This is a genomic window from Pseudogemmobacter humi (assembly GCF_900609055.1).
Classification (GTDB): domain Bacteria; phylum Pseudomonadota; class Alphaproteobacteria; order Rhodobacterales; family Rhodobacteraceae; genus Pseudogemmobacter; species Pseudogemmobacter humi.
The window spans coordinates 164,941-191,558 of record NZ_UXAW01000033.1 but is presented as its reverse complement, the minus strand read 5'-3'; the positions used below and the strand labels follow the sequence as shown (position 1 = coordinate 191,558).

The 26,618-nt window shown below is 66.3% G+C and carries 21 protein-coding genes, 1 tRNA gene and 1 pseudogene; 12 read left to right on the top strand and 11 right to left on the bottom strand.

Annotated elements, in window-relative coordinates:
- The first annotated feature begins 267 nt into the window (after window positions 1-267).
- The 4 genes from XINFAN_RS02660 to XINFAN_RS02645 all read left to right on the top strand — a co-directional run bounded on the left by XINFAN_RS02660 (window position 268) and on the right by XINFAN_RS02645 (window position 5,571).
- A complete protein-coding gene (locus XINFAN_RS02660) occupies window positions 268-2,166 on the top strand; it encodes a histidine kinase (RefSeq protein WP_160144520.1) in 1,899 nt (632 codons plus the stop codon).
- A 19-nt stretch (window positions 2,167-2,185) separates the two neighbouring features.
- Entirely contained in the window at window positions 2,186-2,923 is a 738-nt protein-coding gene (gene narL / locus XINFAN_RS02655) for a two-component system response regulator NarL (protein ID WP_124084939.1), read from the top strand.
- A 613-nt stretch (window positions 2,924-3,536) separates the two neighbouring features.
- Window positions 3,537-4,331 carry a HalD/BesD family halogenase gene (locus tag XINFAN_RS02650; RefSeq protein ID WP_124084938.1) on the top strand — a complete coding sequence of 265 codons (795 nt, stop codon included), beginning with the start codon at window positions 3,537-3,539 and terminating at the stop codon, window positions 4,329-4,331.
- 202 nt (window positions 4,332-4,533) lie between these two features.
- Window positions 4,534-5,571, top strand: a complete 1,038-nt coding sequence (locus tag XINFAN_RS02645; protein ID WP_124084937.1) for an ABC transporter substrate-binding protein — start codon at window positions 4,534-4,536, stop codon at window positions 5,569-5,571.
- 78 nt (window positions 5,572-5,649) lie between these two features.
- Here the strand turns inward: XINFAN_RS02645 and XINFAN_RS02640 are convergent, their stop codons facing one another.
- The 9 genes from XINFAN_RS02640 to hutF all read right to left on the bottom strand — a co-directional run bounded on the left by XINFAN_RS02640 (window position 5,650) and on the right by hutF (window position 15,762).
- Entirely contained in the window at window positions 5,650-6,567 is a 918-nt protein-coding gene (locus XINFAN_RS02640; RefSeq protein ID WP_124084936.1) for a LysR substrate-binding domain-containing protein, read from the bottom strand.
- 141 nt (window positions 6,568-6,708) lie between these two features.
- Complete coding sequence (locus XINFAN_RS02635) at window positions 6,709-7,248, bottom strand: HutD/Ves family protein (protein ID WP_199286346.1); 540 nt, start codon at window positions 7,246-7,248, stop codon at window positions 6,709-6,711.
- Window positions 7,245-8,939 (bottom strand): urocanate hydratase, encoded by a 1,695-nt coding sequence (hutU, locus tag XINFAN_RS02630; RefSeq protein WP_124084935.1) that lies wholly within the window; start codon window positions 8,937-8,939, stop codon window positions 7,245-7,247. The genes XINFAN_RS02635 and hutU overlap by 4 nt, the downstream gene beginning before the upstream one ends.
- Window positions 8,940-8,949: 10 nt before the next feature.
- Window positions 8,950-9,750 carry an N-formylglutamate deformylase gene (gene hutG / locus XINFAN_RS02625; protein WP_124084934.1) on the bottom strand — a complete coding sequence of 267 codons (801 nt, stop codon included), beginning with the start codon at window positions 9,748-9,750 and terminating at the stop codon, window positions 8,950-8,952.
- Window positions 9,751-9,769: 19 nt separating this feature from the next.
- Window positions 9,770-10,969, bottom strand: a complete 1,200-nt coding sequence (gene hutI / locus XINFAN_RS02620) for an imidazolonepropionase (protein WP_124084933.1) — start codon at window positions 10,967-10,969, stop codon at window positions 9,770-9,772.
- The gene (locus tag XINFAN_RS02615; RefSeq protein ID WP_124084932.1) at window positions 10,969-12,477 is read right to left on the bottom strand and encodes an HAL/PAL/TAL family ammonia-lyase; all 1,509 of its coding nucleotides are present in this window, start codon (window positions 12,475-12,477) and stop codon (window positions 10,969-10,971) included. Before XINFAN_RS02615 ends, hutI begins: the two co-directional genes overlap by 1 nt.
- On the bottom strand, window positions 12,470-13,300 hold the full coding sequence (locus XINFAN_RS02610) for a quaternary amine ABC transporter ATP-binding protein (protein ID WP_124084931.1): 831 nt from the start codon (window positions 13,298-13,300) through the stop codon (window positions 12,470-12,472). The genes XINFAN_RS02615 and XINFAN_RS02610 overlap by 8 nt, the downstream gene beginning before the upstream one ends.
- Complete coding sequence (locus tag XINFAN_RS02605) at window positions 13,293-14,150, bottom strand: ABC transporter permease (protein ID WP_124084930.1); 858 nt, start codon at window positions 14,148-14,150, stop codon at window positions 13,293-13,295. Before XINFAN_RS02605 ends, XINFAN_RS02610 begins: the two co-directional genes overlap by 8 nt.
- 250 nt (window positions 14,151-14,400) lie before the next feature.
- Complete coding sequence (hutF, locus tag XINFAN_RS02600) at window positions 14,401-15,762, bottom strand: formimidoylglutamate deiminase (protein WP_124084929.1); 1,362 nt, start codon at window positions 15,760-15,762, stop codon at window positions 14,401-14,403.
- A 101-nt stretch (window positions 15,763-15,863) separates the two neighbouring features.
- Between hutF and hutC the strand changes: the two genes are divergently transcribed.
- Window positions 15,864-16,655, top strand: coding sequence for a histidine utilization transcriptional repressor HutC (gene hutC, locus XINFAN_RS02595; RefSeq protein ID WP_199286345.1), 792 nt, complete (start codon window positions 15,864-15,866; stop codon window positions 16,653-16,655).
- A gap of 501 nt (window positions 16,656-17,156) precedes the next feature.
- On the opposite strand, the gene XINFAN_RS02590 is transcribed toward hutC, so the two are convergent.
- A complete protein-coding gene (locus XINFAN_RS02590) occupies window positions 17,157-19,718 on the bottom strand; it encodes a GcvT family protein (protein ID WP_124084928.1) in 2,562 nt (853 codons plus the stop codon).
- 338 nt (window positions 19,719-20,056) lie between these two features.
- Here XINFAN_RS02590 and XINFAN_RS02585 point away from each other — a divergent pair, with 338 nt between their 5' ends.
- The gene (locus XINFAN_RS02585; RefSeq protein WP_435530838.1) at window positions 20,057-21,154 is read left to right on the top strand and encodes a GlxA family transcriptional regulator; all 1,098 of its coding nucleotides are present in this window, start codon (window positions 20,057-20,059) and stop codon (window positions 21,152-21,154) included.
- Between the two features lie 67 nt (window positions 21,155-21,221).
- Window positions 21,222-21,486 (top strand): annotated as a pseudogene (locus XINFAN_RS22155) (hypothetical protein); the annotation flags it as partial.
- A 121-nt stretch (window positions 21,487-21,607) separates the two neighbouring features.
- Here XINFAN_RS22155 and XINFAN_RS02575 read toward each other — a convergent pair.
- Window positions 21,608-21,692: transfer RNA gene (locus XINFAN_RS02575), tRNA-Leu, on the bottom strand.
- Window positions 21,693-21,882: 190 nt separating this feature from the next.
- Here XINFAN_RS02575 and XINFAN_RS02570 point away from each other — a divergent pair.
- The 5 genes from XINFAN_RS02570 (at window position 21,883) to XINFAN_RS02550 (ending at window position 26,617) form a co-directional block, all read left to right on the top strand.
- A complete protein-coding gene (locus tag XINFAN_RS02570) occupies window positions 21,883-22,869 on the top strand; it encodes a complex I NDUFA9 subunit family protein (protein WP_124084926.1) in 987 nt (328 codons plus the stop codon).
- Window positions 22,870-22,874: 5 nt separating this feature from the next.
- Complete coding sequence (locus XINFAN_RS02565; RefSeq protein WP_124084925.1) at window positions 22,875-23,678, top strand: undecaprenyl-diphosphate phosphatase; 804 nt, start codon at window positions 22,875-22,877, stop codon at window positions 23,676-23,678.
- A gap of 161 nt (window positions 23,679-23,839) precedes the next feature.
- Window positions 23,840-25,279, top strand: coding sequence for an NAD(P)-dependent oxidoreductase (locus XINFAN_RS02560; RefSeq protein WP_124084924.1), 1,440 nt, complete (start codon window positions 23,840-23,842; stop codon window positions 25,277-25,279).
- A gap of 158 nt (window positions 25,280-25,437) precedes the next feature.
- On the top strand, window positions 25,438-26,178 hold the full coding sequence (locus tag XINFAN_RS02555) for a hypothetical protein (RefSeq protein WP_124084923.1): 741 nt from the start codon (window positions 25,438-25,440) through the stop codon (window positions 26,176-26,178).
- Window positions 26,168-26,617: a GFA family protein gene (locus XINFAN_RS02550; protein ID WP_124084922.1), complete on the top strand. Its 450-nt coding sequence runs from the start codon at window positions 26,168-26,170 to the stop codon at window positions 26,615-26,617. The genes XINFAN_RS02555 and XINFAN_RS02550 overlap by 11 nt, the downstream gene beginning before the upstream one ends.
- Window position 26,618 lies beyond the last annotated feature (1 nt).

The window sequence follows — 26,618 nt, the reverse complement described above, 5'->3', positions numbered from 1 at the left end:
GGCGGTCGCCTTCGTCTCGAATCTGATCTTCACCATCTGAACGCAAAGACAACGCAACAAACACGGGCGGGGGAAACCCCGCCCGTGGTCGTCCCCACACAGGGCAAGGGCCGGTCGATTCGTCCGGTCTGTGCGGCGGGGGCGGTGCGGTGATCGGTCGCGGGCCGCGCTGGCCGCGCCCTGGCGGTAGACTTCGCAACCGGATCGTTTCATCATCGGCCGGTTTTTCGGATGCCGGACCCGGATGCCAGAAGGATCGGAAAGGCGATGCGCAGAACCGCCGTGCAGAAGACCCCGGAAGGCATGATGCAGGTTCGCGGGCCTCTGCACGGCCTTCTGACGCCGGTCTTGCGGCGGTTCCGGTCGCTGAAATGGCCGACATCTGCCGGGCCGGGGAACATGCGGCGCCCGCTCTTTTCCCGGCTGCTGGCGCTCTTGTCCTGCATCGCGGTCAGTGCCATCCTGATCCAGGCCGGATCGCTTTTTCTGAGCGATCAGATCTCCGCCAACCGCGCTCTCGCCTGGCAGGCGCGTCACCACCAACTGCACTGGCGGCACCAGGCCGACCGGGCGCGCGCATCGGGGTCGGCCACGCCGGAGACCCTGCAATGGGACGCCGCCGGTGACGGGGCCGGAACCGGCCGGGAGGCCTTTCGCGGCAGCCGCGCCCCGAACGCAGAGCTGAATCTGGAGCTTTCAAGGATCGCCGAGGCCGAGGACCGGATCGCGCGCGCGGCCGCCGGGGGGCTGCCTGCCGCCGACTGGCTTCCGGTTGCCGAAGACCTGGCCGATTCCTGGGCGCGGATCGGCGGCCTGTTGCAGCGCGAACTCGATACCCGGCGGGCGGCGGTCCTGGCGCTGCAGACCGGCGGGCTGCTGATCTTGCTGTTTTGCGTCGCGAGGATCGCGCTGGACATGCGCCGGGCGCTGACCGACCGGCTGGACAGCCTTGCCGCCTCGCTTCCAGACTTCGGCGCCCCGCCACCGCCAGGCGGCGACGAGATCGCCCGCCTCGAAGGAAAACTCTCGGGCCTGACCGCCTGTCTGCACGGTCTGATCGCGGAAAATGCCGCGGCCAGAGAGACCGCCGGAGCACTGCGGCGCGCGGCCGATGCCGGGGAATTTGTTCTCCGCTTCGTCGGGATGATCAATACCCGGGCGCTGAACGACGCGATGCTGCGCAGGGTTCTTCACGCGCTCGAACGCGCGCTCGGCGCGCAAAGCGCCGCCATCCTCTATACCGAGGACGAGCCCGCGATATCCGGAGGGCGCGCGATCTGGTCCAGCCGCGCACCCGCCGCGATGGGCGACGACGCCATGGACGAACTGCGCCGGTCCGGCCTGTCCACCTTCGCCAGGACCGACACTGGCACCCGGGTGACCGCCGTCGCCTTCGTCGAGCCTTCGGGAGAGACGGGCGCGCTGCTGATCGAGACGGATGCCGGCCGTCCGCCCGATGCCGCCGGAATGCAGCTTCTGCATATCGCGGCCGGTCTTCTGTCCATCACGGCCCGCTTCCAGAACCACGACCGCGAGGGGCGGCGCATCGCCGTGCTGGAGGAGCGGGCGGCGATTGCCCGCGAACTGCACGATTCCCTGGCGCAATCTTTGTCCTTCATGAAGATCCAGCTGGCCAGGCTGCAATCGGGCCTGAAGACCGGCGCCGCCGACACCCGGGCGGTGACCGCCGAACTGCGGACCGGCCTCGACAACGCCTACCGCGAATTGCGCGAACTGCTGGCGACCTTCCGCGTACATATGGATGTGCGCGGGCTGGGCCACGCGCTCCAGTCGGCAATCGGTGAATTCTCGCAGCGCTCCGGCCTGTCGATCAGCCTCGACAACCGGCTTGAGAACGGCCGGCTTACGGTGAACGAGGAATTCCACATCCTTCAGATCGTGCGCGAGGCTTTGTCCAACATCCTGCGGCACGCCGAGGCGGAAACCGTGCTCATCGCGCTTTCCGCGGCGCCCGACGGGACGGTGCGGATCGTGATCGACGATGACGGAATCGGATATGAATCCGCTGCGGGCGGGCGCGATCATCATGGTCATGCTATCATGCAGGAACGTGCCCACAGTCTGGGGGGCAGGATAGAGGTCGGAACAAGACCACAGGGAGGAACACGGGTCAGACTGGCGTTCACGCCGAAGTCGTCCCAATAACAAGAACATAGGTGGCGAAATGATAAGGGTGATGCTCATCGACGATCACGCACTCTTCCGGCGCGGCGTCCGGCAGATCATGTCGGACGATTCGCATTTCGAGATCGTGGGAGAGGCGGCCTCCGGGGCGGAAGGGCTGGCGCGCGCCCGGACCTTGCGGCCGGATATGATCCTGATCGACCTGCATATGAAGGGCATGGACGGGCTGGAGACATTGCGCCGCTTCAAGGATGCCGGGCTTGGCGCGCGCCATATCATGCTGACCGTCTCGGACGCCGAAGAGGATCTGCTGGACGCCCTGCGCGCCGGCGCCGACGGCTATCTGCTGAAGGATATGGAGCCCGAGGATCTCTGCGCCAGCCTGCTTCGGGCGACCGGGGGCACGACCGTCCTTCAGGACCGGCTGACCGATGTTCTGAAACACGCCGCTCTGGAGCCCGCCGCCGCGCCGCGCCCCGCGGGCGTGACGGAACTGACCGGGCGCGAGCAGCAGATCCTGCAATGCCTGGCCGACGGGCTGAGCAACAAGGCGATCGCGCGCGACCTGGGCATCACCGGCACCACGGTCAAGGTTCACGTCAGGAACGTGATGCGCAAGCTGAACCTGTCGAGCCGCCTCGAAGCCGCGGTCTGGAAACACCAGAGCCTGCCCCGCTGCGATCTGTCGGGGCGCTGCCCCTACGAGCCGGTCCCCGGCAGGGGAGATTGCCACCCCATGGCGCTTCCGGTCGCAACGGACTGCCGCGGCCGCGGGTGAAGCCAGGCAGCGCGTCCGGAAACAGCGGCTGCCGCCGACACGCATGCCTGCCACGCCGCAACGCGCAACCATGGCAGCCGAAAACGGCCGGAGCCGGGTGATCCTCGCCATTTTACGGCAGGGTTCAGGCAGTCATAAACCGCTTCAGCCCGGCACGCAGATCGGCCGGTGCCTCACCCGGCCCGCTGACACCACGCTCCTGGCTCGGCCCCGACAGCCCGACGCGTCCTCCCGCCCGTCAGCGCAGCCGCACCCCGAACCTCCGGCGTCGGTCCGTTCCCGTTTCGCGCAAAACACCGCGAGGGTCTGCGCTGTGCGCAGGCTGGTGTCGCAGCCGCGGAAGGGATCGGGAACAGCCTCGCCTTCGTTGGACGGGACGGCAATGATCCGCTCGCGAAGCGCTGCCGCTTCAGCGTGGGACACCCCTTGATCCCGGAACCCTGATCTGTCCGCCGGGGCGCCCGGATGATCCTTGCCAGCCGGCTCTTTCCGGACATCGGCAGAACATGAATCTTCTGGGTAAGATTTTCTGTGCCTGACTAACATTTAGCCCCGTTGAGAAACTTCTGGCAGCCGGGAAGGATGCTCTTGTCCGGTATCGCAGGAGCCATCCATGAAACATATTCTCGATCTTGAAACCTACCCGCTCGACAAACCGGAGAGCCAGGAATACGCCGCCCTGGTCGCGCGGTGCCGGGAACGGCTTGCGGCTGATGGTATGTTCGAACTCAAGGGCTTTCTGCGCGACAACGTGGTGCGCGCGGCGATCGATCTGGCCACCCCCGCGATGCGAACCGACAGCCATCGCCATGCGCGCAAGCACAATGTCTATTTTCGCGACAGTGTTGAGGGGCTGTCCGATGACGATCCGGTGCTGACCAGAGTCGAGACCGTCAACCACACGCTCTGCGCCGATCAGCTTGTCGGGAACCCGGTCCTGACGCTGTATGACTGGGCGCCCTTCGCCTCTTTCCTGGCCGCCACCATGGGCAAGGATGCGCTTTATCCGATGGAGGATCCGATGGCGCGGGTGAACGTCCAGGCCAGCCGCGACGGCGAGGCGCTGAACTGGCACTTCGACCGGTCGGAATTCACCACCACGATCCTGCTCCAGTCCCCGGAAGAGGGCGGCGAGCTGGAATACCGCAAGGATCTGCGCAGCAAGGACGATCCGAACTATGCCGGCGTGGCAGCGGTGCTGCGCAACGAGGACCCCGAGGTGCGCAAGGCCAGACTGACCCCGGGGGCGCTGAACGTGTTCCGCGGCGTCGACACGCTGCACCGGGTCGTCCGGGTGAAGGGGGAAACCGAGCGCATGGTCGCGATCTTCGCCTTCTTTGATCGCCCGGGCGTGACGATGACCGCGAAAGAGCAACTTGGATTCTACGGCCGCAGCATCGCCGCATGAGGACAGATGAGGCGATTGCACAGACAGCAATGGCAATGACGAAAGAGCCCGCCGGTCACCGGCGGGCCTGTCGCAATTGCGGAGGCTGCAAAATGGCGGGCTGCGCCGATGTGCAGGCGCAGCCCGGCGACCCGACCCGGAAGCATCATGCTCCGGGCAGGGCAAACACAACAAAAACGCACCCCCAACAAGGAGAGTTCCAATGAAGAAATACCTGTTGTCCGCCGGGCTGATCGCGGCGGGCCTTTCATTCGGCCCGGCCGGGGCCCGCGCCGGGGAAATCGCATGGTGCGACGGCGGAAAGACCATCACCTTCGCCGGGGTGGACTGGGAAAGCGCGGCCTTCATCACCGCGGTCATGCAGCGCCTGCTGGCCGATGGTTATGGCTGCCAGGTCGATTCCATCCCCGGCAATACGATGATCCTCGAACAGGCGACCGCCGACGGCGAGGTGCAGATCTTCGCCGAGGACTGGCTGGGCCGCAGCGACGTGCTGGCCAAAGCGATTGCCGAGGGCAAGACGATCCCGGTCGGCCATCCTTTCACCGGCGCCGCCGAAGGCTGGTTCGTGCCGGATTATGTGGTCAACGGCGATGCCGCGCGTGACATCGAGCCGATGGCGCCCGATCTGAAATCCGTCCATCAGCTCTCCGATCCGGCCATGGTCGCGCTGTTCGCCGATCCCGAGGAACTCGGCAAAGGGCGGTTCCTCAACTGCCCCTCGGGCTGGTCCTGCGAGGCGGTCAGCACCGCCAAGTTGCAGGCATATGGCCTGACCGATCATTATGTGAACATGCGCCCGGGCACCGGCGTGGCGCTGGATGCCGAAATCACCTCGAACATCCTGCGGGGCGAGCCTCTGCTGTTCTACTACTGGTCGCCGACCGCGGTCATGGGCCGGTTTGATCTGATCCAGCTTGAGGAAGACCCCTACAGCGATGAATGCTGGGCTCAGATCACCGATCCCAACGGCAGCCGGGACCAGGCCTGCGCCTTCCCCGAGGTCGAGGTGATCTACAGCCTGAACAAAGACTTCCACGACGCCGCCCCCGAGATCGTCGACATTCTCGGCAAGGCGGAATTTCCGCTGGCCGACATCAATGGCGTCCTGGCCTATATGGTCGACAACAAAGCCGATGCGGCAAAGGCGGCCGACTGGTTCCTGAGGGAAAAGCCCGAGGTCTGGGGCGCCTGGATCTCGCCGGAGGCGCGGGCCAGGGTCGAAGCCACGCTTCAGTAAGACAGCGCGCCGCCGGGTGTTCTGCCCGGCGGCCGCCTTCTGCCTGACGGGCGGGGACCGGCGCGGCGGCGGCGACGCTCAGGCGGCGGCGGTGCCCGCGGCGGCGACAAGCCAGTCCGCCAGCGCAACCAGGGCGCGCTTGTGCTGCTTTTGCCGCGGATAGGCGAGGCAATAGCTGCGCCCCAGGGCCAGCCGGACCCCGGACAACACGACAAGACGGCCCGCGCGCAGGTCCTCTTCGGCCAGCAGGCTCTGGCCCAGGATCACCCCCAGCCCCACGCGCGCAAGATCCAGCACCACGGCCGAATTGTCGGCCAGCATGCCTTTCGCCGCCACCGGGACGGGCAGTCCGCTGGCCAGATACCACGCCTGCCATGTCGGATGGCTGCCGAAGCTCGGCCCCCAGTTGGTATGGATCAGATCCGTGGCCGGAACTGCGGCCATGCCGTCGCGTTGCAGATCGGGGCATGCCGCCAGATAGTCCGGGCTGCACATCGGGCTTACGCTGTCCTGCCGCAGCGGCACCACGATCTGACCGGCATAATGCGCCGGATCATAGCCGAGCCGGATGTCGATGTTGTCACGCCCGAAATCGACCGGATCCGGCTCTACCCTCAGGTCGAAACGAAACTCGGGGCGGTGGCGCGTCAGTTCGGCAAGCCGCGGCACCAGCCATTTCTCGGCGACGGATTCGATGGAGCTGATGACGAGCCGCGATTTCGACCGTCTGAGGATATGTTCCTCGGTCGTGTCCGAGATCAGTTGCAGCGCAGCGGCGATATCGGCAAAGATCGCATGGCCCGCATCGGTCGGCGTCACCCGGTTGTTGAGCCGGACGAAGACCTGCTTGCCGAGGTAATCCTCCAGCTTGCGGACCTGCTGGCTGATCGCCGCAGAGGAAACGCCGATCTCTTCGGCGGCGGCCACGAAACTGCCATGGCGGGCAGCCGCCTCGAAGGCGCGCAGCGCATTCAGCGGTGGAAGGGTCAGGGCCATGGGCTGCCTCCTGTGGCTTGCGCAAGCGAGGCCGGATCACGACCGGCGCCGCTGTCTTGCCCCGATTACCGCAGACCGGATTGCCCATACAGGTTTTTCGCCGATGCCTGCACGGCCGCAACCGCGGGTCGGGCCGGCATATCAGCCGATGATCCGCACCGAGATCGTCGCGGCCCCCCTCAGGGCGGGTCCGGCTTCTGGCCGGGCATCGAGGTCGATCAGGTCCAGCCGCTCGAATCCGGCCCGGGGTTCCAGCAGCAGGACCAGCCGGGCCTGCGCCGAACCGGAAAGCATCTGCGCGGGCTGAAACGGTCCTTTCACCACTTCCGCCCGCAGCGGCCGGCGACACATGACGTTGAAATCCAGCAGCGGCGGCCCGCAAAGCCGGGCCATGACCGGCGCCTCTCCGCTGAAGGCGAAGGGCGGGCTGGTCTCGTCGAGAAGATGTTCCCGGCCGCCGATCTCCAGCACCATCGGGCCGCCCTCTGTCACGGTCAGCACCCGGTCTATGCCGGGAAATTCGGAAAACGGCCCGTCCGACGCGACAGAGGCGACCGAGACGCGCCAGGAAAACGTCTCCATATCCGCCGCAACAGGTGAGACCGCGATTTCCGCCGTCTGGCCGCCGCCGTTTTTCCAGGGCCGGAAGACCCGGCCCCGGGCGGGGTATATGCCCTTCACCTCAGGATACCGGGCAGGCGCAGCCCATGGTGACGGGCGCAGTCTTTTGCCAGGTCATATCCGGCATCGGCGTGGCGCATCACGCCCGAGGCGGGGTCGTTCCACAACACCCGCTCCAGCCGTTTCGCGGCATCTTCCGTGCCATCGGCCACGATCACCACACCCGCATGTTGCGAAAAGCCCATCCCCACCCCGCCGCCATGGTGGATGGAAACCCAGGTCGCGCCCGAGGCGGTATTCGTGAGCGCGTTCAGCAAGGGCCAGTCGGAAACGGCGTCGGATCCGTCCTGCATCCCCTCGGTCTCGCGGTTGGGGCTGGCCACCGAGCCCGAGTCCAGGTGATCGCGCCCGATGACGATGGGCGCCTTCAGCTCACCCGAGGCCACCATCTCGTTGAACATCAGCCCGGCGCGGTGGCGGTCGCCCAGCCCGATCCAGCAGATCCGGGCGGGCAGGCCCTGAAAGGCGATCCGCTCGCCAGCCATATCGAGCCAGCGGTGCAGGTGTTTGTTTTCGGGGAAGAGCTTCTTCATCGCCGCATCGGTTTTCGCGATATCCCCGGGGTCGCCGGAAAGCGCCGCCCAGCGGAAGGGGCCGATGCCCTGGCAGAACAGGGGACGGATGCAGGCGGGCACGAAGCCGGGGAAGGCGAAGGCGCGGTCAAACCCTTCTTCTCTGGCCATCTGCCTGATATTGTTCCCGTAATCGACCGTGGGCACACCCGCGTCATGAAAGCCCACCATCGCCTCGACCTGCGCCCGCATTGAGGCCCGCGCGGCCTTTTCGACCGCGGCGGGATCGCTTTCCTGGCGCGCCCGCCACTCGCCCACCGTCCAGCCCACGGGGCAGTAGCCATGCACCGGGTCATGGGCCGAGGTCTGGTCGGTCACGATATCGGGGCCATTGTTCGGCATCGCTTCACCGGCAAGCTGACGGCGCAGGATCTCGGGGAAGATTTCGGCGGCATTGCCCAGCAGGCCGACCGATTTCGCTTCGCCTCTCGAAGTCCAGTCCGCGATCAGCGCCAGCGCCTCATCGAGCGTCTTCGCCTTGGCATCCAGGTATTTCGTGCGGATGCGGAAGTCGATGCGGGTCTCGTCCACCTCGACCGCGAGGCAAGAGGCCCCGGCGAAAACAGCGGCCAGCGGCTGCGCGCCGCCCATGCCACCGAGGCCCCCGGTCAGCACCCATTTGCCGGTCAGATCGCCGCCGTAATGCTGGCGCCCCATCTCGGCGAAGGTCTCGTAAGTGCCCTGAACGATGCCCTGCGCGCCGATATAGATCCAGGAGCCGGCCGTCATCTGGCCATACATCATCAGGCCCTTGCGATCGAGCTCGTTGAAATGCTCCCAGGTGGCCCAGCGGGGCACCAGGTTGGAATTGGCGATCAGCACGCGCGGCGCATCCTTATGGGTGCGCACGACCGAGACCGGCTTGCCCGACTGCACCAGCAGCGTCTCGTCTTCCTCCAGATCGCGCAGCGTTTCGACGATCAGATCGAAATCTTCCCAGGAGCGCGCCGCGCGGCCGATGCCGCCGTAGACCACCAGCTCATGGGGGTTCTCGGCCACGTCGGGGTGCAGATTGTTCATCAGCATCCGAAGCGCGGCCTCGGTCAGCCAGGATTTGCAGCTGATTTCCGGCCCGGTCGGCGGGAAGATGTCGCGGGTATTGTGGCGGGTCATGTTCATGTGAAACCTCTCAGCGTCTTGCAAGGCCGGGCGCGATTTCCGCCAGCGCAGAGACTATTTTCGTAAGCGTAAGCCGCAGATGCGCGGCCTTGTCGGGATCGGTCGCGAAGGGCGGCTCCTCGGCGGCCAGATGGCTGATCTGGGCCAGTTCCATCTGGATGGCGTGAACGCCGTCCTGCGGCCGGCCGTAGTGGCGCGTGGTCCAGCCGCCGCGGAACCGCCCGTTCAGCACCCAGGAATGACCCGAGTCGCGGGCGATCTCTGCCACCGCCGTCTCCAGTTCGGGCGCGCAGGTGGTGCCGCCGTCGGTGCCGATGTTCAGATCCGGCAGCACGCCGGGAAACAGCCAGGGGATCCGCGAGCGGATCGAATGGCAATCATAAAGCACCGCCACGCCATGGCGGGCCCTGACGCGGGCAATCTCGGCGGCCAGCGCGGCATGATAGGGGCGATGCACCTGGTCGAGCCAATGCGCGATATCGGCAGGCTGCGGCCCATGGCCCGCGCGCCAGATCGGCACGTCGTCGAAAGTGGTTTCGGGGATCAGCCCGGTGGTCGTCTGGCCGGGATAGAGACTGTTTCCGGCCGGATCGCGGTTCAGGTCGATCACATAGCGCGACTGCGTGGCGGTGATCGTCGTCAGGCCCGGGATCAGATCCGCGTAAAGCCGGTCGATATGCCAGTCGGTGTCGCGCAGCAGCAGCCCCTCGTCGTTCAGCCGCGCGGCGACCCCGGGCGGCAGTCCGGTTCCCACATGGGGAAAGGCCAGGATCACCGGGCCGTCGCCACGGGCGATTTCGCAGACGTTCATATCCAGATGTCCTCCCGGCTCAGTCCGCCACCCCGCCGCAGATACGGCGATGCAGCGGGTTGAGGCCCATATTGCAGACGAGCTCGGCCGGCTCTCCGATCGACCAGATCGCCAGGTCCGCGCGTTTGCCCGCGCTCAGCGTGCCGGTTTCCGCCAGCAGCCCAAGCGCGCGCGCGCCCTCGCGGGTGACGCCCGCGATACATTCCGCCACCGTCATGCCGAACAGCGTCGCCCCCATGTTCATCGCCAGCAGCAGCGAGGTCAGCGGCGAGCTGCCGGGATTGTTGTCGGTCGCCAGCGCCATGCGGGTGCCATGTTCGCGAAACAGGGCGATCGGCGGCTTCCGGGTCTCGCGGATGAAATAGAACGCTCCCGGCAGGATCACCGCAACCGTGCCCGCGCGCGCCATGGCGGCCGCCGTCGCCGCATCGGCATATTCCAGATGATCCGCCGAAAGCGCCCCGAAGCCGGCGGCAAAGGCGCCGCCCGAGAGATTGGACAGCTGATCGGCATGAAGCCTGACCGGCAGGCCGAGCGCCCGGGCGTGCCGGAACAGCGGGCGCAACTCCTCCGGGCTGAAGGCGATCCCCTCGCAGAAGGCATCGACCCCGTCGGCCAGCCCGTCGGCATGGGCGGCATCCAGACCGGGCAGCGCGACCTCGCGGATGTAATCGGCGTTGCGGCCCTTGTATTCGGGCGGGGTGGCATGGGCGGCAAGCCAGCTTGTCACAACCCGCACCCGCCGCTTCTGCCCGAGCGCCCGCGCGGCGCGCAGCATCTTCAGTTCGTCCGGTATGGTCAGGCCGTAGCCGGATTTCACCTCGATGGTGGTCAGCCCCTCGGCGATGAGCGCATCGAGCCGCGGCAGACTCTGTTCGAGCAAAGCCTCCTGCGATGCGGCGCGCAACTGCATCACCGAAGAGATGATGCCGCCGCCCGCCCGCGCGATCTCTTCATAGCTGGCGCCTTCGAGACGCATCCCGAACTCGCGCGCCCGCGTTCCGGCGTGAACGATATGGCTGTGGCAATCAACGAGGCCCGGGCTGATCCAGCGGCCCCCGCAATCGACCACCCTCGCCCCCCCGGGCGCAGTGAACCCATCGGCGGGACCGGCATAGACGATCTGCGTGCCCTCGGTGCAAAGCACCCCCTTGTCGACGAGGCCCAGGCCCTCGCCTTCCAGCGTCATCAGGCGGGCATTGGTATAGAGAACCGACATCAGAGCATCTCCGGCCCGGAAAGATCGCGGTCCGCGATCCGGGCGCGCAAAAGGGCCAGATCTGCGTTCAGCGGGCGGTCGTCGCGATAGGCGGGCAGCAGCGCCCGAATGAAGCGATACAGCCGGTCGGTCGCGGGGGCGCGGCGGGCGGCCGGATCGGGCTGCATGTCATAGGCCTGCATCGCCGCCAGCAGCTCGATCGCCAGCACCAGTTCGAGATTGTCGAGGATCTGCAACAGCTTGCCCGCCGCGGGCGTGGCATGGGTCAGGATGTCTTCCTGCAAGGCCGAGGTGATGCCGCCATCCAGCGTGGCCGGGGCGGCGAACCTGCGATTTTCTGCGACGAGGGAAGCCGCGGTATACTGAAGGATCATGAAGCCCGAATACACCCCGCCCCCGGCTGCGAGAAAGGCAGGCAGCCCGCTGACCAGCGGATTGACCAGCCGGTCGGTGCGGCGCTCGGAAATGGCGGCAAGGGTGGCGGCCGCGGTGGCAAGCCCGTCCAGCGCAAGCGCCATCCCCGCCCCGACGGCATGGGCCTGAGACCAGACTTCGGGGGCGGCCGGCGTGCCGGTGACGGCCGGATTGTCGGTCACGCTGGCAAGTTCCCGATCCGTTACCCTGACCGCTTCGCAGAAGGCGTCGCGCACCGCGCCATGGACCTGCGGCACGGCCCGAAGGCTGAGCGGATCCTGCGTGCGCCGCCCCGCCCCCTTTGCGAGGATTTCGCTGTCCGCCAGCCAGGCGCGCAGATTGGCGCCGCTGGCGGCGAGCCCGTCGGATTTGCGCAACCCGAGCGGCACAGCATCGAAAGCCGCGTTCTGCGCGCCGAGGTTTTCGTAGCTGACGGCGGCGGCGGCATCGGCCCAGCCGAGCATCCGCTCCATCCGCGCCAGCGCCAGCGCCGCCAGCCCGGTGGCGCAGGGCGTGCCATTGACCAGACTCAGCCCCTCTTTGGCCGCCAGCACCAGAGGCGCCAGCCCCAGTTCGGCCATGGCTTGCGCGCCGGAGACGATGCGGTCTCCGATCCGGGCCTGGCCCTCGCCGATCAGCACGAGGCCGATCGCGGCGGCATGGGTCAGGTAGCCGACCGAGCCGCGCGACGGAATCACCGGCAGGATGTCCGCGTTCAGCAGCGCCACCAGCGCCGCAACGGTCTCGGGGCGCACCCCTGAACAGCCATGGGCGAAATTCGCGATCTGAGCGGCCATGATCGCACGGGTCTCTTCGCGCCCGAGCGGAGCCCCGACGCCGCAGGAGTGGCTGAGCAGGATATTCCGCGACAGCTGCGCCTGACGGTCGCGGTCGATGACCACATCGCAAAGCGCGCCCACCCCGGTGTTGATCCCGTAGCCGCGTGTGCCGCTGGCGACGAGGCTGTCGACCAGGCTGCGCGCGTGGCGGATCCGCTCCTCTGCGGCGGGCGACAGCCCGAGCCGTGCGCCACGGGCGATGGCGGCAATCGCGCGCCAGTCCGGCGCGCCGTCGAACAGAACCGTGTCAGCCATGCTGCTCCCCTCCCTGAAGGCTGCGCCGCTCGACGAAGCGGGCCACATAATTATTGGCGGGCGAGGTCAGGATCTCATGCGGAGTGCCGACCTGGACCAGCTTGCCGTCCTTCAGGATGGCGATCTCGGCGCCGATGCGCAGGGCCTCGTCCAGATCGTGGGTGATGAAGACGATGGTCTTTGCCAGATCGTGCTCAAGCTGGATCAACTGATCCTGCATCTCGCCCCGGATCAGCGGATCCAGCGCCGAGAACGCCTCGTCCATCAGGATGATGTCGGTATTGGCGGCCAGCGCCCGCGCAAGGCCGACCCTTTGCTTCATCCCGCCCGAAAGCTGGAACGGATATTTGTTCTCATAACCCGTCAGACCGACGGTTTCGATCCATTTCATACCGATCGGCTCGGCCTCGGCCCTGGAAAGACCGCGCACACGCTGCCCATAGATCACGTTCTGCAACACGCTGCGATGCGGCATCAGGCCGAAGCTCTGAAACACCATGCTGACCCGGCTCTTGCGGAAATCGCGCAATTCGGGGGCCGAAAGCCCAAGGACGTTGCGGCCATCGACGAGGATTTCGCCGCTCGTCGGCTCGATCAGGCGGTTGATATGGCGCACGAGGGTGGATTTGCCCGACCCCGACAGCCCCATGATGACGAAGACCCGGCCGGGCGGAATGCGCAGGCTGACGTCGTTCAGCCCGACGCTGCATCCGGTCTTTGCCAGGATCGCAGACTTGTCCGCCCCGTCGCGCGCCATGGCAAGAGCCGTGCGCGTATCGGCCCCGAAGATCTTGAAGACGTTCCTGATCTCGATCTCACTCATTGGTCCTGCCCTTCTGCGCGGACTGTCCGAAACCCTGCGTGATCCGGTCGAGAACGATCGCCAGGATGACGATGCCGATCCCGGCCTCCAGCCCCTTGCCGACATCCAGGGTCTGAATGCCGTTCAGCACCTGCTCGCCCAGACCGCGCGCGCCGATCATCGAGGCGACCACCACCATCGAAAGCGCCATCATGATGGTCTGGTTCAGCCCCGCCATGATCGTGGGCGTGGCCAGCGGCAGCTCGACCCCGAACAGGATCTGGCGCGGGCTGCCGCCGAAGGCGGTGGCGGCCTCGACCACCTCGCCGTCCACCTGCCGGATGCCCAGATCCGTCAGCCGGATCAGCGGCGGCACCGCATAGATGATGGTGGCCAGCACCGCCGGCACCTTGCCCAGCCCGAACAGCATGATCGCCGGGATCAGATAGACGAAGCTCGGCATGGTCTGCATGATATCGAGCAGCGGCAGCGTCACCCGCCGCATCAGCTGGCTTTTCGCCAGCCAGATCCCGATCGGAATGCCGATGACGACGGCGATCACGGTCGAGATCAGCATCAGCGCCAGCGTCTGCATCGTCAGATCCCAGAGCCCGAAGGCCCCGACCGCGAACAGCAGCACCGCGACGAAAGCCACCATGCCGGGTTTGCGGCACGAGGCCCAGGTCAGCACCAGAAAGGCCGCAAAGACCACCCACCACGGCAGACCGCGCAAAACCCACTCAAACAGAAGGATCGCCTTCAGGATGACCTGGGAAATCGCTTTGAACACGAAGCCGTAGTTGACGACGATGCTCTGAACGAGATCATTGATCGGCTCCCGGATGGAAATGTGCAGGGCTTCGGGAAACATCGGACTGCTCCTTCGCTGTGATCAGATGGATCCGGTGGCGGAAGCCGGGGATCCCCGCCGCGCAGTCTTCCGGAAGATCGTCGCCATATCGGCGTGATCCCCGCCGCGGCTTCCGGCGGCCTCCGGTTCCGCCGGGCGGAGCGTCAGCCCCGTCTTCACAGGACGCGTTGCGTCGGGTCTGATCCGCATCGGGCGTGTATTCCCCTGTTGAAGGCCGCCCCGGACCGGGCCAGCCATTTTGGCCTGCGCCTCAGCGCAGTTTTGCAAGCACCTTCGCAAGGGCCCGGTCGATCTCGGGCTCAAGCGGATGTTCCCTGTCGCGGATGGTCCATTTCCCCGCGACCATCACGTCGCGCACGACCTGCGCCTCTGTGGCGAACAGCCAGCGGTCGATGATCTTGTTCCCGGCAGCGGCCTGGATATAGGGGTTGCTGCCATCGAGAACGACAAGATCGGCGCTGGCGCCCGGGCAGATCCCGCAAAGCGCCTGGCCTGCGGCCCTTGCGCCCCCGGCCACCGCGCCGCGCAGCAGACTTTCGCCCACCGAGGCGCCGGGACCATCCGCAAGGCGGTTGCGTCTGCGGTCGCGCAGCCGCTGGCTGTATTCCAGCATCCTCAGTTCCTCGGCGACCGAGGTCGCGACATGGCTGTCGGTGCCCACCCCCCAGGCCCCGCCCCGGCCGAGATATGCAACCGCCGGAAAGATCCCGTCGCCGAGGTTGGCCTCGGTTGCCGGACAAAGGCCCGCCACCGCGCCCGAGGCCGCGAGGCGGCGGATTTCGTCATCGGTGAGATGGGTGGCATGGATGGCGCACCAACGCGCATCCACGGGCATTTCGTCCAGCAACCACTCCACCGGACGGCGACCGCTCCAGTCGAGACAGGCCGAAACCTCCAGTTCCTGTTCGGCGACGTGGATATGGATCGGGCCGCCCGTCCGCTCTGCCGCCAGAATATCGCGCATCTGTTCGGGCGTCGCGGCCCGCAGCGAGTGAATCGCAAGGCCCAGCGTAGCGCCCGAAGCGATGCAGGGCGCACGAAGATCGTCGAGCAGACGGAGAAACCCCTCGACCGAATGAAGGAAAGGCCGCTGACCAATGCCCGCTTCCGCGCCGCCAAAGCCGGAATGCGCATAAAAAACCGGCAGATGGGTCAGACCGATCCCCGTCCGGGCGGCCGCCTCCAGGATCCGGAGCGACATCTCGGCCCGATCACCGTAGGCTTGGCCATCGGGGCGGTGGTGCAGATAGTGGAACTCGGTGATGCGCCCGAAGCCGCCGCGCATAAGTTCAATATACAACTTGCAGGCAACTACAGCCAGATCCTGCGGCGAAAGGATGCCGACGGTGCGATACATCAGATCGCGCCAGGTCCAGAAGCTGTCCTCGGCTGAAAGCGATGTTTCGGCCAGGCCCGCCATGGCGCGCTGAAAGGCATGCGAGTGCAGATTGGCCATTGCCGGAACCACCGGGCCACTTGCGCGGGGATCACGGTGATTCCACGCCTCCCCGACACTCAACCCGGCAACAAGCCCCCGGTCGTCGATTGTCAGAAGGACATTCTGAGCCCAGCCCGAGGGAAGGAACGCATGGTCGCAAAACAGTCTCTGCATCGCCCGCCCCGGTTAAGTTGTATATGCAACTAAGCAGGTCTCTCACTGGACAGCAAGCAAAAAGAAAGGCAAGCTGCGGCAATTCATAAGGATGGCCGAAAATGGCGGCAGATACCGGCGCAGCAGGCCTGGCCAGTGACATGCAGAAGATGACCGGACCAGAGACGGGGGCCGCGCTGGACAAGCTATCCGGCTCGCGCCGGGAACCGCTCTACAAACATATGAAAGAGCAGATCAAAAAGCGCATCGAAAGCGGCGAATGGCCGGAGAATCACCGCATCCCCTCGGAGAACGAGCTGGTCGAGGCCCTCGGCGTCAGCCGTATGACCGCCAACCGGGCGCTGCGCGAACTCGCGGGCGAAGGCGTCATCCTGCGCATCCAGGGGCGGGGCTCTTTCGTCATGCCGAGAAAACGCAGCACGAGCTTTCTCGACGTGCGCAACATCGCCGACGAGATCCACGAACGCGGCAGCCGGCACCGGGCCTCGGTCATCCTGCTTCAGCAGGAGATCTGCGGACCCGAACTTGCGGAGATGCTTGAAAGCCAGCCCGGCAGGACGGCGTTCCATTCGGTGATCGTGCATCACGAGGACGAGGCGCCGATCCAGCTTGAGGACCGTTTCGTCAATGCCGCGATGGCGCCGGAGTATCTGGAGCAGGACTTCAATCTGCTGACCCCGAACGCCTATCTGACCCGCGTCGCGCCGATCTCACGCACCGAGCAAAGCATCGAAGCCGTGCTGCCTCAGCCATGGGAGTGCCGGCATCTTGCGATTTCGCGCTCTGAGCCATGCCTGCTCATCCGCAGGCGCACCTGGTCCGATGGCGCACTCGTCTCATCGGTGCGGCTGCTCTATCCCGGGCTGCGCTACCGGCTTCAAAGCACCTTTTGAGGCGCTGGCCTGTGCGTGGCGTTCGCCGTCTCCGTAATGCCCGAAATCATCACGGCCTCACGGCTCCGGTCGGGTCAGGCAAGGAATCGGTGACTGGAGGGCCTGAAGACGGTCGTCCAACGGCAGCAGCGTATGGCGCCGCAAGGCCGTGACTGCCGCTTCCTCGCCCTCGGACATAACCGTCGAGCGCGGCTCCGACGCTTCGGTCTTCCTGTCCTGAACCGTGGCCAATTCGCGACCGTCCTGGGGGTGATACCTGGCTCAGCGGCGCGAGCCCGCCCACCGCCGAACCGAGAGCGGGGCGGCCTTCGACCTGGCGATGGCTGTATCGCGGCCCGGACAGCCTGCGTGGCCGTGGCGCCGGGGTGATGAATTTGCCCCATGGGCGCCCTTCCCTTCCAGAGAAAAGAGCGCGCCGTCAAACCGTGGGCTCAGACAGCCAGGATGGGGAAGGTATCAGAGCAGCGGGCGGGCGCGGTTCTCCGCGCCCGCCGGTGCGCCTCAGCTTCTGGGCTTGAGGTTCTCGGGGTCGTAAAGCGGCTTGTAGCCCACCCCTGCGACCTCGGCCGGGAAGGTTTCGCCCATATATTCGACCTGTAGCCTGCGGCCCTCCTGGCAGTGCGACCAGGGCAGATAGGCCAGCGCGATGTTCTTGCCGATGGTCGGGCCGAAGACGATGGAGCTGGTCCAGGACCGGCGGCCGAGCTCGTCCACCAGGGTTTCGCCGGTTTCCGGATCCTGCACCGGCAGGATGCCGACCGGATAGCGGGCGATGCCGTTGCTGTCCAGGTTGTCGGTCAGGATCAGGGTGCAGAGCATCGCGGGCTGATGATCGCGGGCGCGATGCTCCAGATGCTTCGCCTTGCCGCGGAAATCGGCCTCCTTGACCTTGGGCCGGGCCAGATCGGCCTCCAGCAGGTTGTAGTCGGTGCGCAGGTCGGCGTTCTGGAGACGCAGGCTCTTTTCCAGCCGGCGCGAGTTGGCGTAGGTTTCCACCCCCACCGCGATCACGCCGGTCGAGCGCAGCGCGTCCCAGACCGCCAGCCCGTCCTCATAGGCCATGTGCAGTTCCCAGCCCTGCTCGCCGACATAAGAGATGCGGAAGGCGGTCACGTCCTTGCCGGCGATGCGGATCGGCCGGATGGCGGCGAAGGGGAAGTTCTCTTTTTCCAGCGCCGCCGGATCTTCGACCACCTTTTGCAGGTTCACCCGCGCATTGGGACCCCAGATGCCGATGGTGACGTATTTCTCGGTCACATCGGTGACGGTCACGTCCAGCCCGCGATCCTGTGCCACGCGGCGCATGTAATGCAGATCGCGCGGACCGGCATCGGCGCCGTTGATCAGCCGGATGCGGTCGGCCAGACGGAACAGGGTGAAGTCGGCGCGGACATTGCCCTCGTCATCGAGGAAATGGGTGTAGATCCCCTTGCCGATATTGCCGTCGCCGCCGATCTTCGCCGCGCTCAGCCATTCCAGCAGTTCGACGTGATCCGGCCCGGTGATGTCGGTGAGATGGAAATGCGACAGGTTGATAAGGCCGCAATCCGCGGTCATCTCCAGATGCTCGGCGTTCGAGACGCGCCAGAAATGGCGGTTGTCCCATTCGTGTTCACGCACCGGGATCTGGCTGGCGTATTTCTCCAGCAGGGGCTCGTTGGCGGCATAGCCATGGGCGCGTTCCCAGCCGCCGAGTTCCATGAAATGGCCGCCCAGCTCGACCTCGCGCTGATAGAAAGGCGAGCGCCGGATGTTGCGGCCGCCGCCGAAAGGCTCGCGCGGGTGGACCGGCGGATTGTAGATCTTGGAGGCGGTCTCGACGCAGCGCTCTTCGATGAACTTCGCTTCCAGCGCATAGGGGTTGAAGCGCGAATAGTCGATGCTGGCGTGGTCGATCGCCGTGCGCCCGTCGGTGATCCAGTCGGCGACCAGCCGCGCCATGCCCGGCGCATCCTTGACCCAGATCGCCACGGCATACCACAGCCCGCGCACCTTCTGGCTTTCGCCGATGGACGGCCCGCCGTCGGTGGTGGTCTGCAACAGCCCGTTGAACGAATGGCTTTCGTTATAGCCCAGCTCGCCCAGGATCGGGGTCAGTTCGATGGCGCGTTCCAGCGGGGACAGAACGTCCTCAAGCTCCAGATCGCGCTGCGAGGGCGAGAGCCGGGCGAATTCCTTCTCCAGAATGTCGCGCGGATGGCACAGGCGCGGGTCGCTCTCGTAGTAGTAGCCCCATTCGATCTGGCCGCCTTCGGTGGTTTTGGGATCCCCGGTGTCGCGCAGATAGGCCGAATTTCCCTGGTCGCGCAGCAGCGGCCGGCCGATCTCTTTGCCGGTGTTCTCGAATTCGTTGTAGGGACCGAAGAAGGTCAGCGGGTGATCGACCGGGAAGACCGGCAGGTCCTCGCCCGCCATTTCGGCGATCAGCCGGCCCCAGAGCCCGGCGCAGACCACGACCAGATCGGCCATGATGGTGCCGCGCGGGGTCACGACGCCCCTGATCCGCCCGCCCTCGATCACCAGCGAGGTGGCCGGGCAGTTGGAGAAGGCACGCAGTTTGCCGGACGTTTCGGCCCGGTCGACCAGCTTGCCCGCCACGGTCTGCGAGCGCGGAATGACCAGCCCGGCATCCGGGTCCCACAGCGCGCCCTGAATCTGATCCTGCTCGATCAGCGGGAACTTCTCTTTGACCTCGGCGGGCGAGATCATGCTGGCGCGGGTGCCGAAGGCCTTGCCCGAGGCGACCTTGCGTTTCAGCTCGTTCATCCGGGCGTCGTCGCCGACACGGGCGACCTCAAGGCCGCCGACGCGCGCGTAATGGCCCAGCTTCTCGAAGAAGTCGATCGAGTAGAGCGTGGTCCAGGTGCTGAGATAATCGTGGCTGGTGGCGTAGCAGAAATCCGAGGCATGCGCGGTCGAGCCGATGTCGGTCGGGATGCCCGACTTGTCGATGCCGACGATGTCGTCCCATCCGCGTTCGATCAGATGATGGGCGACCGAGGCGCCCACGATCCCGCCAAGTCCGACGATCACCACTCTTGCTCTGTCGGGGAATGCTGACATTTTAACTCCTGTAATCCTCTGGCGGGTTGTGACGTGCCGGTCGTTCATAAGGCCTGGTGACTCCCGCCGGACAGACGGCATCGGCCTGAAGACCTGCCCGATTCGCATCCGGGCTTCCCGCAGCGACTGTAGCGCGCCGCGGGCGATCTTGCAGACAATCCGCCCCTTCGGGACCGGCCCTGTGGTCGGCCTTCGATCCCGAGCGGCCTTTGGAACCAGTGCGACATGCTGCCAGGCAAAAATAGGACGTTTGCGTCAAAGGGGAATTATCTCTACGACAGCTGATGAGATCCGGCCTTGCCCGGAACGGGCGGCGGCCGGGGCCGGGCTGAGGAGTTATGACGATGCGCAATGAAGTTGCCGGCCTTGGTGCGGTTGCGCGGCGGACCGCACCCCGGATCAGGCGGCAGGGGCCGGGCAGCCCGCGCCTGTCGGTGGGCTTCATTCTTGCGCGCAAATTCACCCTCTGCGCTTTCGCGAATTTCGTCGATGTGCTGAGGCTGGCCGCCGACGAAGGCGACCGCAGCCGCCCGATCATGTGCGACTGGACCGTGCTGTCCGACACGATGGAGGCGGTGCCGTCAAGCTGCGGTATCACCGTTCAGCCCAATGAGCGCCTGGGCGATCCGGCCCGGTTCGACTATATCGTGGTCGTCGGCGGGCTGATCGACGAGATGGCCAGCCTCGGCGCGGCCTACAATCGCTATCTGCAACAGGCCGCCGCGGCCGGGGTGCCGCTGATCGGCATCTGCACCGGCGCCTTCCTGCTGCACCGGGCCGGGCTGCTCGACGGGTATCGCTGCTGCGTAAGCTGGTTCCACCCGGTCGATTTCCTCGAACAGTTCGAGGGGCTCGATCCGGTGTCCGACCAGATCTTCGTGGTGGACCGCGACCGGCTGACCTGTTCCGGCGGCGCGAGTTCGGCCCATCTGGCGGCCTATCTGGTTGAGAAACACGTCGGCCGGTCCGAGGCCAGCAAGAGCCTGCACATCATGATCATCGACGATGCGCTGCGCCCCGAAAATCCGCAGCCGGGCATCCCGCTCGACCTGCGGACCCAGGACCCGATGGTGCGACGCGCCTTGCTGATCATGCAGCACACCCTCGATGCTCCGCTTTCAGTGACCGAGATCGCCCGGCGGATGGGCCACAGCAAGCGCCAGATCGAGCGGCATTTCCGGGCATCGCTCGGCACGTCGCCCCAGGCGGCCTCTCTGGGGATCCGGCTGACGATGGCCTGCCGGCTGCTGGAAAGCACCGACAAATCCGTCGCGCAGATCGCGGTGGAATGCGGGTTTTGCGATTCCTCTCACCTCAACCGGATGTTCCGCAAACGCTTCGGCACCACGCCGCAGAACATGAGGCGGAGCCTGGCGGGGCTGCCCGAGGGACGGCCGCGCCCGCAATCCGCTCTCAGTCTGCCGGACTACGCCTGACCGCCGCTCCGCCCCTCGCATCGGGACGATTGCGTCACGGGCGGTCAAAGTCCCGCCCCCTGTCGTCCTGGCCCGGTATTTTCCGCGCGCCGGTTGCGCATCGGGCGGGGGGCGCGTCTCGCTTGTGGTGAGGGATCTGAACCTGGCCAGCGCCAGGGGGGGTCTGACCATGCTCGGGCCCTCGGGCTCCGGCACCCCCTCTCCGATGATGCGTTCCGGTTTCAAGACGGCAACGGATGGCGAGGTCCGGCCGGACGCGCGTCCGATCAACCAGGCTCCGCCGCACCGGCATGGTGTTCCGGAATTACCCGCTGTTCCCGCATATGACGGTGGGCGTCATAAGTGCTGGCATCGGGTGATTGTCAGCCACTTGAACATTGGCTGGTATTAAAAAAGGAAAAAGCTCCCTCAGGTGGGAGCTTTCCAGTAAAACAACAGCTTACGGGTAGTTATTGGTGCCCAGAAGAGGACTCGAACCTCCACGCCTTGCGGCACTGGTACCTGAAACCAGCGCGTCTACCAATTCCGCCATCTGGGCGATGTCGTGAGCCGCGATGTATAGGGGCGTCAGGGGGTTGTCAACACGGCCCGCAGAGAAAATTCAGACACCATGCCAGCCGCCGCGACACCCCGTCCCCGGGGCAGTGCGGGCTTTGGTCTTGCTGGCCGGAAGCGCCGGGGCTATGGAACAAAGGGAAGCATATCAGGCCCGCACGGGAGCATTCCGCATGAGCAAGCTGGTCACCATCTACGGCGGTTCGGGCTTTGTCGGCCGCTACGTCGCGCGGCGCCTCGCCCGGCTGGGGTGGCGCGTCCGCATAGCCGTCCGCCGCCCGAACGAGGCCCTGTTCGTCAGGCCCTACGGCGTGCCGGGCCAGGTCGAGCCCGTGCTGTGCAACATCCGCAACGAGGCCAGCGTGCGCCGCGCGATGGCCGGGGCGGATGCGGTGGTCAACTGCGTCGGCACCTTCCGCAAGGGCGGGCGCAACAATTTCGACTCGGTCCATGTCCAGGGCGCAGACCACATCGCCCGTGCCGCGGCAGCCGAAGGCGTGGCGCAACTCGTGCATATCTCGGCGCTCGGCGCCGATGCGGAGGGGCCGTCGCTCTATGCCCGCTCGAAAGCCGCGGGCGAAAAAGCGGTGCTGGAGGCCTTCCCCGCGGCGGTGATCCTGCGCCCCTCGGTTATCTTCGGCACCGAGGACAGGTTCTTCAACAAATTCGCCGGAATGGCGCAGTTCATGCCGGTCCTTCCGCTCGCGGGCGGCAAATGCCGGTTCCAGCCGGTGCATGTCGACGACGTGGCGCTGGCGGCGGTGAAGGCCGTCACCGGCGAGGCCGCGCCCGGGATCTACGAACTGGGCGGGCCGGAAACCGCGACGCTTGCCGAGCTTCTGAAGCGGATGATGCCGGTGATCCGCCGCCGCCGTCTGGTGCTTAATCTGCCGTCGGCGCTGATGGCCCCGCTCGCCTTCGGGCTGGACATGGCCGAGGCGGTCAGTTTCGGGCTGATCAGCAACAACGTGATCACCCGCGACCAGCTGAAGATGCTGCGGCGCGACAACGTGGCCGGCGAAGGCGCGAAGGGATTCGCCGATCTCGGCATCACCCCCGTCGCACCCGAGGCGGTGCTGCCCGACTACCTGTGGCGCTTCCGCCCCTCGGGCCAGTTCGCCGCGATCAAGGATTCGGCGAAGAATCTGAAAAAGGCGTAAGAGCTTTGGACAATCTGCTGACCGCAACCTTTCTGGGTCTTCTGGAAGGGCTGACCGAGTTCATTCCGGTCTCTTCCACCGGCCACCTGCTGCTGGCGGGGCATTTCCTCGGCTTCCATTCGGCGGGCAACACCTTCGAGGTGGTGATTCAGCTTGGCGCGATCATGGCCCTGTTCTCGGTCTATGCCGCGAAGCTGACGCAACTGTTCCTCGCGGCACGGCACGACGATGGGGCGCGGCGTGCCATCGTCTCGATCCTGCTGGCCTTCCTGCCGGCGGTGGGGATCGGGCTTCTGCTGCACAAATTCATCAAGGAAGTGTTGTTCGAGACCCCGGTTCTGATCGCGGTGATGCTGATCCTCGGCGGTTTCGTGCTGCTGGCGGTGGACCGGATCGCGCCGAAACAGCCGAAACACACCGACGCGCTGGCGCTTCCCTTCGGCAAATCGCTGGCGATCGGCCTGTGCCAATGCCTTGCCATGGTGCCGGGGGTGTCGCGCTCGGGCGCAACCATCGTCGGCGCCCTTCTGATGGGGGTCGAAAAGCGGGCGGCGGCAGAGTTCTCGTTCCTGCTGTCGATGCCGACCATGGGCGCGGCGGTGGCTTACGATCTGTGGAAGAACCGCGAGGTGCTGGACTTCAGCGCGGTGTCCGACATCGCCGTCGGCTTCGCGGTGGCCTTCGTGACCGCGATTTTCGTGGTGCGGTGGGTGCTGAACTATGTCGGCAGGCACGGCTACGCGGTGTTCGGCTGGTGGCGAATCATCGTCGGCTCGGCTGCCCTGGTGGGGTTGCTGCTGGTTTCATGAGCACGTCTGGAAACTATACTGACCTATTGTGCAGGTATGCGCGCAGATTTTTGATCCCGTCACGCCAAAAATCCGCATATAGGTAAACCATACTGACTTTTATTCCGTCGCGCAGGGCGATAGGAAAAGCGCAGCCGCAAATCGGAAGGGGCTGCGCAGCCATGGCCACGCAAAAGATGCTGAAATTCGTCACCCTGGGCAAAGAGATGCCCGAGAAGCGTGACGCCTCCGACCGCAGGCAGGATTTCGACGAGATCTACCGCGAGTTCGCCGCCCAGAAGGCCGCCGAACAGGCCAGCCGGTGCAGCCAGTGCGGCGTACCCTATTGCCAGTCGCATTGCCCCCTGCACAACAACATCCCCGACTGGCTGCGCCTGACCGCCGAGGGCCGGTTGCAGGAGGCATACGAGATCAGCCAGGCCACCAATACCTTCCCCGAGATCTGCGGCCGCATCTGCCCGCAGGACCGGCTCTGCGAAGGGAATTGCGTGATCGAGCAATCGGGCCACGGCACCGTCACCATCGGCTCGGTCGAGAAATACATCACCGACACCGCCTGGGAGGAAGGCTGGGTCCAGCCCGGCCGCCCGGCGTTCGAGCGCGCGGAAAGCGTCGGCATCATCGGCGCCGGCCCCGGCGGGCTGGCGGCAGCCGACCGGCTGCGCCGCGCTGGCGTGCAGGTCACCGTCTACGACCGTTACGACCGCGCAGGCGGGCTGCTGACCTACGGCATCCCCGGCTTCAAGCTGGAGAAGCCGGTGGTCATGCGGCGGATCGAACAGCTTGAGGCCGCGGGCGTCAGCTTCGTGATGAACTGCGCCGTGGGCCAGGATCTGTCCTTCGCGGAGATCCGCGCGCGCCACGATGCGGTGCTGATCGCCACCGGCGTCTACAAGATCCGCGAGATCGAGGCCCCGGGCTCGGGCGCCACGGGGATCGTGAAGGCGCTTGATTATCTGACCGTCTCGAACCGGCTCTCCTTCGGCGATGCGGTGGCGGAATACCAGGACGGCACGCTGAACGCCGAGGGCAAGCGCGTCGTCGTGATCGGCGGCGGCGATACCGCGATGGACTGCGTGCGCACCGCGATCCGTCAGGGCGCGGCCTCGGTCAAATGCCTCTACCGCCGCGACCGCGCCAATATGCCGGGCAGCCAGCGCGAGGTGCAGAACGCCGAGGAAGAGGGCGTCGAATTCGTCTGGCTCGCCGCGCCCAGGGGCTTCAGCGGCGGCACGGTGGTCGAGGGCGTGATGGTCCAGAAGATGCGCCTCGGCCCGCCCGATGCCTCGGGGCGGCAGGCGCCCGAGGTGATCGAGGGCGCCGATTACCTGGAGCCCGCCGATCTGGTGGTGCAGGCGCTCGGCTTCGAGCCCGAGGATCTGCCGGTGCTCTGGGGCGTGCCGGAACTGGCGGTCACCCGCTGGGGCACGATCAAGGCCGATTTCCGCAGCCACGCGACCAGCCTGCCAGGCGTCTATGCCGCGGGCGATATCGTGCGGGGCGCCAGCCTCGTGGTCTGGGCGATCCGCGACGGGCGCGAGGCGGCGGATTCGATCCTGTCGTATCTGGCGCAGACCGCCGGCGCGGTGGCGGCGGAATAATCCGGGGAAGGATGGCTCCCGTGGCAGCGCCTCGCCTTCCCCTGCCCCCGCGGCCCGATGGGCGGGAATACCCTTCCCGGCAAGGAAGTGAACACGGATGCGGCCGGCCATGGGTTAGGCTCGGCCCGTCCGATCCGTCACCAGAAGGTTGTTCCGGTATGAAATCCGTTCTTTCTTTCCTCGCGCTTGCCGCCCTGCTGCCCGCCCCGGCGCTTGCCCGCACCTGGACCGCGCCCGAAGGCTGCGAGATATTCATGACCGTCCAGGCCAAGGGCTGCCGGGTGTCGAACCACTACCGCTGCGCCGCGGACCCCGAGGGCGATCAGTGGCGGGCCGATTTCGACCAGGAGGGGCTGTTCTTCCGCTCGCGCATCAACCGCGAGACGGAATGGGTCGAGAGCCTGGAGACGAACCCGCCGGTGCGCCAGACCCTGGACGCCGACCGGCCCGATCCGGCCTCGTTCTCCGAACTGATCGAAACCGGGATCGACACGTTCGAGTTCAGCCTGTCGCGCGACAACGGGGTGGACACCCTCGTCAAGGGCTTCGACCGGCTGACCGGGCGGACTGTCACCATCGGCGGCGTTCTGCTGGAAGAAACCGAATACGAGGCGACCGAGACCGACGGTTCCGGCACCGCGATCCGCGCCGGGCGCGGCAACGAATACATCAGCCGCGAGATGCGGCTGTTCTTCGCCGGGCCGGGCCAGACCGATCTGGGCGATGGCCAGTGGCTGCCGATCGACGGCAGCCCGCTGGATTTCATCTTCCCGGGCGAGCCGGGCTTCGCCTCGACCCGCCCCTTGTTCGACTGCGATCCGCTGATGACCCGCGCGCCGGTCGATCCGGCCGCCGATCCCGCGCGCGAACGGCTGTGGAGGGCCCGCTATGGCGACTAAAACCGGACATTGCCTTTGCGGCGCGGTGCGGATCACCGTCCAGGATACCGGCCACGGCCTGCACGCCTGCCATTGCGGCACCTGCCGCCGCTGGTCGGGGCTCAGCTTCGTCGGCTTCGGCGTGGCCGGGGCTAACCTGACCATCGAAGGCCAGGAGAGCGTCGCCTGCTATACCTCGTCGGACTGGGCCGAGCGCTGCTTCTGCCGCATCTGCGGCTCGACGCTGTGGTATCACCTGACCATTCCGGATCAGGAGCACAGCCATTTCATCGCCGCCGGGCTGATGGACGATCTGTCCGGCATGGTGCTGGAAACCGAGATGTTCATCGACCGCAAGCCCGATGCCTTCGCCTTTGCCGGCGAGACCGTGAAGATGACCGAAGCCGATTTCCTCGCCTCGGTTTCCGCCGAACCGCAAGACGCCAGCCCCAGGGAGTGAG

Bases quoted from the DNA above. Each gene is read 5' to 3' on its own strand.
- XINFAN_RS02605 (WP_124084930.1), bottom strand. From the start codon at position 14,150: ATGTTTCCCGAAGCCCTGCACATTTCCATCCGGGAGCCGATCAATGAT.
- XINFAN_RS02660 (WP_160144520.1), top strand. From the start codon at position 268: ATGCGCAGAACCGCCGTGCAGAAGACCCCGGAAGGCATGATGCAGGTT.
- XINFAN_RS02585 (WP_435530838.1), top strand. From the start codon at position 20,057: ATGACGATGCGCAATGAAGTTGCCGGCCTTGGTGCGGTTGCGCGGCGG.
- XINFAN_RS02590 (WP_124084928.1), bottom strand. From the start codon at position 19,718: ATGTCAGCATTCCCCGACAGAGCAAGAGTGGTGATCGTCGGACTTGGC.
- XINFAN_RS02550 (WP_124084922.1), top strand. From the start codon at position 26,168: ATGGCGACTAAAACCGGACATTGCCTTTGCGGCGCGGTGCGGATCACC.
- hutU (WP_124084935.1), bottom strand. From the start codon at position 8,939: ATGAACATGACCCGCCACAATACCCGCGACATCTTCCCGCCGACCGGG.
- XINFAN_RS02615 (WP_124084932.1), bottom strand. From the start codon at position 12,477: ATGGCTGACACGGTTCTGTTCGACGGCGCGCCGGACTGGCGCGCGATT.
- hutI (WP_124084933.1), bottom strand. From the start codon at position 10,969: ATGTCGGTTCTCTATACCAATGCCCGCCTGATGACGCTGGAAGGCGAG.
- narL (WP_124084939.1), top strand. From the start codon at position 2,186: ATGATAAGGGTGATGCTCATCGACGATCACGCACTCTTCCGGCGCGGC.
- XINFAN_RS02570 (WP_124084926.1), top strand. From the start codon at position 21,883: ATGAGCAAGCTGGTCACCATCTACGGCGGTTCGGGCTTTGTCGGCCGC.
- XINFAN_RS02560 (WP_124084924.1), top strand. From the start codon at position 23,840: ATGGCCACGCAAAAGATGCTGAAATTCGTCACCCTGGGCAAAGAGATG.
- XINFAN_RS02555 (WP_124084923.1), top strand. From the start codon at position 25,438: ATGAAATCCGTTCTTTCTTTCCTCGCGCTTGCCGCCCTGCTGCCCGCC.
- XINFAN_RS02640 (WP_124084936.1), bottom strand. From the start codon at position 6,567: ATGGCCCTGACCCTTCCACCGCTGAATGCGCTGCGCGCCTTCGAGGCG.
- hutF (WP_124084929.1), bottom strand. From the start codon at position 15,762: ATGCAGAGACTGTTTTGCGACCATGCGTTCCTTCCCTCGGGCTGGGCT.
- XINFAN_RS02650 (WP_124084938.1), top strand. From the start codon at position 3,537: ATGAAACATATTCTCGATCTTGAAACCTACCCGCTCGACAAACCGGAG.
- XINFAN_RS02610 (WP_124084931.1), bottom strand. From the start codon at position 13,300: ATGAGTGAGATCGAGATCAGGAACGTCTTCAAGATCTTCGGGGCCGAT.
- hutC (WP_199286345.1), top strand. From the start codon at position 15,864: ATGGCGGCAGATACCGGCGCAGCAGGCCTGGCCAGTGACATGCAGAAG.
- XINFAN_RS02645 (WP_124084937.1), top strand. From the start codon at position 4,534: ATGAAGAAATACCTGTTGTCCGCCGGGCTGATCGCGGCGGGCCTTTCA.
- hutG (WP_124084934.1), bottom strand. From the start codon at position 9,750: ATGAACGTCTGCGAAATCGCCCGTGGCGACGGCCCGGTGATCCTGGCC.